Source organism: Henriciella sp. (assembly GCF_049649345.1).
GTDB lineage: Bacteria > Pseudomonadota > Alphaproteobacteria > Caulobacterales > Hyphomonadaceae > Henriciella.
The window spans coordinates 1-8,988 of record NZ_JBARZC010000564.1; the positions used below are offsets into that span (position 1 = coordinate 1).

The 8,988-nt window shown below is 62.0% G+C and carries 9 protein-coding genes and 1 riboswitch; of the genes, 7 read left to right on the top strand and 2 right to left on the bottom strand.

The annotated features are described in order from the left end of the window. Positions 1–788, bottom strand: a 788-nt coding sequence (locus WA989_RS15590) for an NAD(P)(+) transhydrogenase (Re/Si-specific) subunit alpha (RefSeq protein ID WP_424341400.1), incomplete at its 3' end; no start/stop codon positions are given. Positions 789–845: 57 nt separating this feature from the next. Between WA989_RS15590 and WA989_RS15595 the strand changes: the two genes are divergently transcribed. Then, the gene (locus tag WA989_RS15595) at positions 846–1,613 is read left to right on the top strand and encodes an SDR family NAD(P)-dependent oxidoreductase (protein WP_424341401.1); all 768 of its coding nucleotides are present in this window, start codon (positions 846–848) and stop codon (positions 1,611–1,613) included. Between the two features lie 55 nt (positions 1,614–1,668). Here the strand turns inward: WA989_RS15595 and WA989_RS15600 are convergent, their stop codons facing one another. Continuing rightward, on the bottom strand, positions 1,669–2,715 hold the full coding sequence (locus WA989_RS15600) for a mechanosensitive ion channel family protein (protein WP_424341402.1): 1,047 nt from the start codon (positions 2,713–2,715) through the stop codon (positions 1,669–1,671). A 140-nt stretch (positions 2,716–2,855) separates the two neighbouring features. Then, positions 2,856–3,042: riboswitch (cobalamin riboswitch) on the top strand. 122 nt (positions 3,043–3,164) lie between these two features. Here WA989_RS15600 and WA989_RS15605 point away from each other — a divergent pair. The 6 genes from WA989_RS15605 to galU all read left to right on the top strand — a co-directional run bounded on the left by WA989_RS15605 (position 3,165) and on the right by galU (position 8,963). Then, on the top strand, positions 3,165–5,042 hold the full coding sequence (locus tag WA989_RS15605) for a TonB-dependent receptor plug domain-containing protein (RefSeq protein ID WP_424341403.1): 1,878 nt from the start codon (positions 3,165–3,167) through the stop codon (positions 5,040–5,042). Next, a complete protein-coding gene (locus tag WA989_RS15610; protein ID WP_424341404.1) occupies positions 5,039–5,824 on the top strand; it encodes an ABC transporter substrate-binding protein in 786 nt (261 codons plus the stop codon). Before WA989_RS15605 ends, WA989_RS15610 begins: the two co-directional genes overlap by 4 nt. Further along, positions 5,821–6,801: a FecCD family ABC transporter permease gene (locus WA989_RS15615; RefSeq protein ID WP_424341405.1), complete on the top strand. Its 981-nt coding sequence runs from the start codon at positions 5,821–5,823 to the stop codon at positions 6,799–6,801. Before WA989_RS15610 ends, WA989_RS15615 begins: the two co-directional genes overlap by 4 nt. Further along, positions 6,798–7,553: an ABC transporter ATP-binding protein gene (locus tag WA989_RS15620; RefSeq protein ID WP_424341406.1), complete on the top strand. Its 756-nt coding sequence runs from the start codon at positions 6,798–6,800 to the stop codon at positions 7,551–7,553. Before WA989_RS15615 ends, WA989_RS15620 begins: the two co-directional genes overlap by 4 nt. Before the next feature lie 177 nt (positions 7,554–7,730). After that, the gene (locus WA989_RS15625; RefSeq protein WP_424341407.1) at positions 7,731–8,018 is read left to right on the top strand and encodes a hypothetical protein; all 288 of its coding nucleotides are present in this window, start codon (positions 7,731–7,733) and stop codon (positions 8,016–8,018) included. Positions 8,019–8,087: 69 nt separating this feature from the next. After that, positions 8,088–8,963: a UTP--glucose-1-phosphate uridylyltransferase GalU gene (gene galU, locus WA989_RS15630; RefSeq protein ID WP_424341408.1), complete on the top strand. Its 876-nt coding sequence runs from the start codon at positions 8,088–8,090 to the stop codon at positions 8,961–8,963. The last annotated feature ends 25 nt before the right edge of the window (positions 8,964–8,988 follow it).

An 8,988-nucleotide genomic window follows, 5' to 3' on the forward strand; every position in this document is an offset into this window, starting at 1 on the left:
GGGATCAGCGCCGTGGTAATGACGATGTCCTGCTTGGCGATATGTTTTGCTGTCAGCTCGGCCTGCTGGGCCTTGTAGTCATCCGACATTTCCTTGGCGTAACCGCCAGCGGTCTCGGCTTCCTTGAATTCGTCATTCTCGACCGCGATGAACTTCGCGCCGAGCGAGGCGACCTGTTCCTTGGCGGCAGGGCGAACGTCCGTCGCTGTCACGACACCGCCGAGACGCCGGGCCGTCGCGATGGCCTGGAGGCCGGCAACACCGGCGCCCATGACGAACACCTTGGCTGGCGCAACTGTGCCGGCTGCCGTCATCATCATCGGCATGGCCCGGCCATAGATCTGCGCGCCTTCGATCATGGCGCGGTAGCCGGCGAGGTTGGATTGCGAGGAGAGCGCGTCCATGGACTGTGCGCGGGTAATCCGCGGCGTGAATTCCATGGCGAGCGTCGTCAGCTTCTTCTTGTTCAGCGCGGCTGGCAGGTCGCCCATGGCGAACGGGTTGAACAGCGCGATCACGGTGAGGCCATCAGGGTATTTTGCCGCTTCCTCAGCACTCGGACCTCGCACCTTGAGCAGGACATCGGCGCCTTTGAGCGCGGCTGCCGCCGTCTTCGCGATGGTGGCGCCTTCATCTGAAAAAACCGGGTCGGGAAAGCCTGCTGCAGTGCCTGCACCAGATTCAATAGTGACGGTATGCCCGAGCCCAACCAGTTTCTTCACCGAATCCGGGGTTGCCGCGACACGCGTCTCCCCCGGACTTGTTTCTTTGAGAATACTGAGCTTCATGGGGCGAGTGATCGGAAAAATTTTGCGTAATAGCAATAGGAAATAAGGTTTTGAGGCATGGAATTGTTTGACCTTTCGGGAAAAGTGGCACTTGTAACCGGATCGTCCGGAGGCTTGGGTGAAAGCTTCGCGGGCGCATTATCGGCGGCAGGCGCAGAGGTCGTTCTCGCAGCGCGCCGGCTGGATAAGCTGGAGGCGCTCGCGAAGGAAATCGACGACGGCGGCGGCCGGGCGCTGGCCGTGGCGATGGATGTGAATGAGCCTGAAAGCGTAGACGCGGCATTTGCACGTATCAGCGATGAGCTGGGCCGCCCTTGCGACATCATCGTCAACAATTCCGGAATATCCCGCGATAACTGGTTCACGCAGATGACTGAGGAAGACTGGCGCGCTGTCATGAACACCAATCTAGATGGCGTGTGGCGCGTGGCAAAGGCGGGCGCGAATGCGCTGATGGAAGCGGGCCAGCCCGGCTCGATCATCAACATCGCCTCGATCACAGCGCGCCGCCCGCAGCACACGATTGCGGCCTATGCGGCCTCCAAAGCGGCGGTCGAGCATTTCACGCGCGTCATGGCGCTCGAACTGGCGCGCTACGGCATCCGCGCCAACGCCATCGCGCCCGGCTATTTCAAGACGAATATCAACGACGAATTTCTCGAAAGCGAACCGGGCGACAAGATGCGCAAACGCGTGCCCATGCGCCGCTTCGGCGAATACAAGGAGCTCGCTGGCGCGCTGCTTCTGCTGGCGTCCGACGCCGGCAGCTACATGACCGGGACAACCATCGTCGTCGATGGCGGGCATCTCGTGAGTACGCTTTAGGTCTATTTGCGGTCTTTCCTCCCCCGTAAACGGGAAAGCAAAGACCGTCCGCCTGTTAGCCCTTCGCGTCCGGATGATCCTCCGGCAGCGGTTCTGTCCCGTCCAGCGACTGGTCACCGAGCGCGATCTCATGCTCCTGCGGGGCACTTGAGACGGCGATCGGTTCGTCGGCGGCGACTTCGGCGCGGGCGCGCAGGCGCGGGAAAGCTTCGGGATGCTCGGCTTGTAGCCAATTGATCATCTGCTCGCGGATATAGCAGCGCAAATCCCAGGCGCGCGGGCTGGTACGGGCGGTGGCGAGCGCGCGGACCTGTATCGTCATCTTGTCGGTTTCCGAGACCTGTAGATTGACGACATCGCCGTCCCAGAGATCGGTCGTCTTGACGATCTCCTCGAGCTTTTCCCGCATCTTGGATACGGGCGCGCGATAGTCGAGCCACCAGTAAACCGTGCCGATGATCGTGCCGGATTTGCGGGTCCAGTTCTGAAAGGGTTTCTCGATAAAATAGGTCAGCGGCACAACCAGCCTGCGCCGGTCCCAGAGGCGTACCACGACGTAGAACAGATCGATCTCCTCGATCCAGCCCCACTCATTCTCGACCACCACCGCATCCTCGATCCGGATCGGCTGGGTGAAGGCGATCTGGATGCCGGCGATGAGATTGGACAGGACCGGCCGCGCGGCGAGGCCGACGGCGATACCGACAATACCCGCAGAGGCGAGCAGCGATACGCCGAGCTGCCTTGCCCACGGCACCACAACCAGCGCACAAGCCAGAGTCGCAATCGCGCCGATGACAACAATCACCCGCCGCATCACATCGAGCTTTGTCGCCGATTTTCGCGCTTCGAAATTGTCCTCGGTGTCGATTTCGAGCTTCGACATCCGCCGGTGGATGGCCAGATCGACCAGCGATGTGACCGCCCAGCCGATGGCTCCGATGACCAGGAATCGGACCAGTATCAGCGTATCGTCGGCAAGGTCGTGGTCGCTCCAGACATAGGTCGCGCCCGCCCAGAGCGCTGCGGCTGTAAGCAGGATCAGCACAGGCACCCGGAGGCGGGCCATCCAGGCGAACTTGCCGGGTTTCTTGGTCGTCATCGAGACCCCTTCGATCTACCAGTTCAGTCAATAGACTATCAGAGCGGTGTTTGTGTTCCGCCCGCGCATCCAACTTAGCTGAAGAAAATTCACAGATTGCACAATGCTCTGGCAGAGCTTGAAAGATACGCCGCGCCAGCGTAAAGCCTGTCACTGACGGTGCCCGCTACACAGGCGGGTGAAAAGGGAAGCTGGTGAAAATCCGGCGCTGTACCCGCAACTGTAAGCGGCTAGCCCTTTGCCACACAGCCACTGGAGCAATCCGGGAAGGCGGCAAAGGCGCGATGATCCGCAAAGTCAGGAGACCTGCCGTCACGTCGTTTGCCCGCCGCCGGGAATAGCGGACTGGCAGGCGGAGAGACCTCCGTTTCACGACACATCGCGCCGGACAACCCCTCCGGCATTTTGTGATCTGGCCGTCGTAAACCGGCCTGAAAAGGAGTGTCGTGATGACCTCGAAATTTATAATCACCAGCGCGCTGGCGCTCAGTCTGTGCTCTATCGGTTCGGCCCAGGAGGTCGGCGAACAACGGCTCAACACTGTGACCGTGTCCGGCCTTCGCCCTGTGCTCGATGCGCGGCTGACCGAAGACGTCGCCGTCCTCGACGAGGCCGATCTCGCTATCCGCAACACGCCCTATATCGCAGACGAACTGCGCGCCGTGCCAGGCGTGGCCGTGTCGCGCTCGGGCAATGTCGGCGGGCTGACGCAGGTCCGGTTGCGCGGCGCCGAAGCCAATCACACGCTTGTCCTTCTCGACGGCATCGAATTCTCAGATCCTGTCACCGGCGAGACCGATTTCGGCCTCCTCTCGGCGGTCGGCATCGCGCGTGTTGAAGTCCTGCGCGGTGAACAGTCCTCGCTCTATGGCTCCGATGCCATCGGCGGTGTGATCGGACTGTATACGAGTGACGAGGCGGACCTGCGCGGCGAGATCGAAGCGGGCAGCCGCGAGACGTTTCGCGGCGCGATAGGAACCGGCGCCGAGCTTGGCGGTATCAATGTACAGGCCGGTGTCTCGGCCTTCAGCACGGACGGCATCGACACAGCCGGCCTCGATGGAGAGACAGATGGCTCGCGCAACTGGTCGGCCCTTATTAAGGGCGACACAGACCTCGCAAAAGACTGGGAGGTTTCCACGCTCGCCTCCTATCGCTCGACCTATGTCGAGACCGATCCCGACCTCGATTTCGATGGCCGTCTCGACAATGCCGACCGCACCACCGATGGCGACCAGTGGCTGCTCGGCGCGGCGCTCGCCGGCGAGACCGGTCCTGTCGACCACATCTTCCGCGCCAATTACAACACGGTAACGCGCACCAATGAAGCCGATGGCGCTTTCACAGATGAGACGCGCGGCGAACGGACCAAGCTTTCCTGGAGCCCGTCCATCGAGAAGCCCGGCAACATCTTCGCTCAGGTCTTCAGCGCTCTGGTGGATTATGAACAGGAAGACTATGAGCGCGCCTCGACAGACCTCGCTTTCGGAGACCCGAACCAGTCGCGCAGCTTCGAGACAGTCGGTTTGGCCGGCGAGTATCGTTTCCGGCTCGGCGGCCTGAACGCCAATGCCTCGCTTCGTCAGGACTTCAATGGCGATGATTTCGATGACGCGACGAGTTGGCGGGCCGGCGCATCCTACACCTTCAACTTCCGCGGCCGCGTGCGCGGCTCGGTAGGGCGCGGCGTCAAGAACCCGACCTTCACAGAGCTGTTCGGCTTCTATCCCGGCACCTTTGTTGGCAATCCGGACCTCCAGCCGGAAACCTCGACCAGCTGGGAAATCGGCTATGATCAGGAATGGCGCAAATCCAAAGCCTCGATCACCTATTTCGAGGCTGATCTGGAGGACGAAATCTATACGGCGTTCAATGCTGCCTTCACCTCAACCGCCATGAACCGGGCCGGCGAAAGCGGGCGCTCCGGCCTGGAGGCAGCGTTCGAGACAGAGCTTAGGAAACGGTTCAATCTGCGCGCCCAGGTCACGCACTTCACGTCCGAAGATGACACAGGGGCCGACGAAATCCGCGTGCCCGAAATCACTGCCAGCCTGTCTGTCTCTTGGCAGCCGGAAAAGGACGGCGCGCGCTATGGCGCCGCGCTCGACTATATCGGCGATCAGGATGATTTCGACTTCGGTGTGGTTCCCTCAGAGCGCGTCACGCTCGATGCCTACACACTGGTCTCGGCGAGCGCGGAATGGCCGCTCAATGACCGGGTCAGCCTCACCCTGCGCGGCGAGAACCTTTTGGACGAAGAAGCCGTCGACGTGTTCGGCTATGCCCCGCCCGGCGCGGCTGGATTTATCGGGCTGAAGCTCAGATGAAGGGGTGCGGGCTCATCTGTCTGGCGCTCCTTATTGGCGGCGCGGCGGTTGGCGAGAGCCAGCCGACCGTCGTCTCGCTTGATTATTGCGCCGACCAGTTCGTGATGGGCCTGGCCGACCGCGACCAGATCCTCGCCGTCTCGCCGCATGCTGATCGCTCATTCAGCCATCTGAGAGACAAGGCAGACGGCCTGCCGCAGGTGCGAGCGCTCGCCGAAGATGTCGTCGCGCTACAGCCTGACCTTGTCGTGCGAAGCTGGGGCGGCGATGCTCGAGCGCTCGGCTTTTACGAACAACTCGGGATCAAGACCGTCCAGATTGGTTATGCGTCAGACTTCGAAGGCGCAGCCCGCGTCACGCGCGAGATCGGCGCGGCGCTAGGCCAGGATGAGAGGGCCGACACGCTCATCGAACAGCTGGAGTTCAATGCACCTGAAACCGGCAAGTCTGCGCTTTACCTGACCCCCGGCGGTGTTACGGCGGGGCAGGGGACTATGGTCGACGCCATCATGCAGGCCGCCGGTATAGAGAACGCCGTCAGCCAGCAGGGCTGGGTAACCTTGCCGCTCGAAAAGCTCGTTCAGGATCCGCCGGAGCGAGTCCTGTCGGCCTTCTTTGGATTTGATGAAGACACCGCTTCGAACTGGAGCCTCAGCCGCCATCCGGCCATGCAACGCATTCTCGCGAATGCCGAAACCATCCAGATGGACGAGTCGCGCCTGACCTGCCCAGCCTGGTTCGTCGCCGATGAGGCCCGCAATGTCGCCGAGGCTCTGCGATGAGCCGGCTCAGCCTGGTCCTTCTGGCGCTCGCGTTCTTGTTGTTGCTCGTCTCGTTGCGGGTTGGGACGGCAGACCTCACCGTTGATGATTTCGCGGCGGGCCTGATGCGCGAGCCGGGTGCAGGCCGTCTCATCATCTGGGAGATCCGGATGCCGCGCGCGGTCGCTGCCTTTCTGACAGGCGCCAGTCTCGGCCTCGCTGGCAGCGCGCTACAGGGCCTGTTGCGCAATCCGCTGGCGGAACCCGGCGTGCTCGGCGTTTCAGCCTTCGCCTCGCTCGGCGCCGTCATCGCGCTTTACTTCGGCCTTGCGGCCGTCAGCTGGTTCGCTGTGCCGCTGCTTGCCATCGTCTTTTCAGGCCTCGCGGTGATCCTGCTGCTCATCGCGTCCGGCAGGAAGGGCGATGCTGTGCGCACGCTTCTCGTTGGCATCGGCCTGTCCAGCGCAGGGGGTGCCTTCATTGCGCTCGCGCTCAACCTCGCGCCCAATCCCTATTCGCTCGCGGATTTGATGAACTGGCTGCTTGGCTCTGTGTCCAACCGGGCCTGGCCGGATATCTGGTTCGTGCTGCCCGCCATGGCGATTGGCGGCCCGCTGACCGTGATGGCCGGGCCCGGCCTGCGCGCGCTCAGCCTCGGCGAGGAAACCGCCAAAAGCCTTGGCGCGGACCCCGCCCGGACCCGGACACTTGTCATCGCTGGCACATCGCTGCTCACGGGCGCAAGCGTCGCTCTGGCCGGCGCCATCGGTTTTGTCGGCATCGTCGCGCCGCACATATTGCGGCCCTTCGTGAAATCCGACCCGGCGCGTCTGCTCCTGCCATCGGCCTTGCTCGCAGGCCTCATGCTGATGGGCGCCGACCTCATCATCCGCCTCCTGCCATTCGACCGCGAACTACGCCTTGGTGTTGCCGCGGCCCTGTTCGGGGCGCCTGTCTTCATCTGGATTTCAGCGCGGCTCACGCGGGGTCGGTTATGATCCGGTTCGATATTCCCGAAGCTGGCATTTCGCTCGATGGCCGCACCGCGCTGCATCCATTTTCGGCAGAGCTTGAAAGCGATCAGATCATCGGCATCGTCGGCCCCAACGGGGCAGGCAAGTCTACGCTGATCCGGCTGTTGGCCGGGCTGCTGCCCGCTTCCCCCGAGAGCGTGTGGCTGGACGGCAAGCCACTCGCCGCCTTCACCGGCCTGGAACGCGCCCGCCGGATCGCCTGGCTCAGCCAGACCCGCGAGCTAAGCTGGGACCTTCTGGTCGAGGACGTCGTCGCGCTCGGCCGCCATGCCTGGGGCGGCGGGCGGTTTGACCGGCTGGGAGAGGCCGACCGTAACCTGGTTTTCAGTGCTATGGCGCGCGCAGGCGCTGCCGGTCTCGCCGGACGCCATGTCCTGTCGCTATCGGGCGGTGAACAGGCCCGGGTTCACCTGGCCCGGCTTCTGGCTGTTGGCGCGGGCAATCTCCTACTCGATGAGCCGCTCGCATCGCTCGACATCGCCCAGCAGCTGGGCATGCTAACCGCGCTGCGCGAGGAAGCCGCTCAGGGCAAACTTGTCTGCCTTGCCCTGCATGACCTTTCGCTAGCGCGATCTGTGTGTGACCAACTTCTTGTCCTGAAAGAGGGCCGGCTCATAGCCGATGGTCCTCCGGCGACGATTTTGACGGGCGAGCTCCTCGAAACCGTGTTCGGCGTGCGCGAAAATGACGCTGGCGGCTTTGTGCTCTCCAATTAGCCCGAAAATGTACCGGAATTGTACTGTTTCTGGACTCCGGAAATCATGGATGGTTCCGATTCTATGCCCGCGCTCATCCGTCTGAAAACACGGGGGAAAGATCAAATTCCAGCGGCCCGTTTAGCGCTTCATTAGGGATGGGTATGGCAAGTTCAGCCCAAGACAAAGAGGCCCGCCATGTCCGCTGAACGCAAGATCAATCCCCAAGACCTTCAGACCATCGCTACTCCAGCTGGAGAAGCCGAGCAGCAAGCGGCTGAAGCGCGTACAAATGTGGCCGATGCGAATGAGCGTGAACGCGTCGAGCCCGCACCGTCTCCTGCGCGCAAGCTGCAAGAGCAGCTGCACAAGACGATCTCCGGCGAAAACAAGGTGTCTTCGGTCTACGACATGGGCCGCATCCTGGCGGCATCGTCAGGCATTACGGCTATACTGGGTGTCTTTTTCTTTCTCGGAATCTGGTAGTCCGCTTCTGGCCAATGCGCCGCAAACCGCTATTGTGGCGCCGACAAAAGCAACAGAGGACGAGACCATATGCACATCCGAAAGGCAGTTCTTCCCGTCGCCGGCCACGGAACACGCGTCCTGCCGGCCTCCAAATCCATTCCCAAAGAGCTGCTGCCTGTCGTCGACCAGCCGGTTATCCAATACGTCGTCGACGAAGCCCGCGAGGCGGGTATCGAGCATTTCGTCTTTGTAACAGGGCGTGGCAAGGGCGCGATCGAGGACTATTTTGACGAGGCCTTCGAGCTGGAGCATACGCTCGCGAGCAAGGCGTCGAAAGCCGAAATCCTGAAGGATGTCCAGCGCACCAAGCTTCCGCCAGGCGCAGCGAGTTTTACCCGTCAGCAGGCGCCGCTTGGACTTGGGCACGCTGTCTGGTGCGCCAAGGACATCGTTGGCGACGAGCCGTTCGCTGTGCTGCTGCCGGATGTCATCCTTCGCGCGAAACCGTCCGCCCTGGCCCAGATGGTCGAGGCTTATGACAAGGTCGGCGGGAATGTCATAGCCGTGAATCCCGTGCCCGAGGAGCAGGTCTCTTCTTACGGTGTGATTACGCCGAAATCGCGTGACGGGCGTTTGATTGAAATGAGCGGCATGGTCGAGAAACCGGAAAGAGAAGACGCGCCGTCTCTGCTCAAGATCACCGGCCGCTACATATTGCAGCCGCAGATCTTCGGGCTTCTTGAAGATCAGGGCAAAGGCGCGGGCGGCGAGATCCAGCTGACAGATGCCATGGTCCGGCTGATGGAGAGCCAGGCCTTCTATGCCTATGAGTTCGAAGGCGAGGAGTTCGATTGCGGCTCCAAAACCGGCTATTTTGAAGCCACGCTCGCGCATGCGCTGAAGCATCCTGAAACGGCCGATGAGGCGCGCGGTATCCTTGCCCGATATGCCGACACGACCTGACGATCACAGTCATTTGCTTTCACCT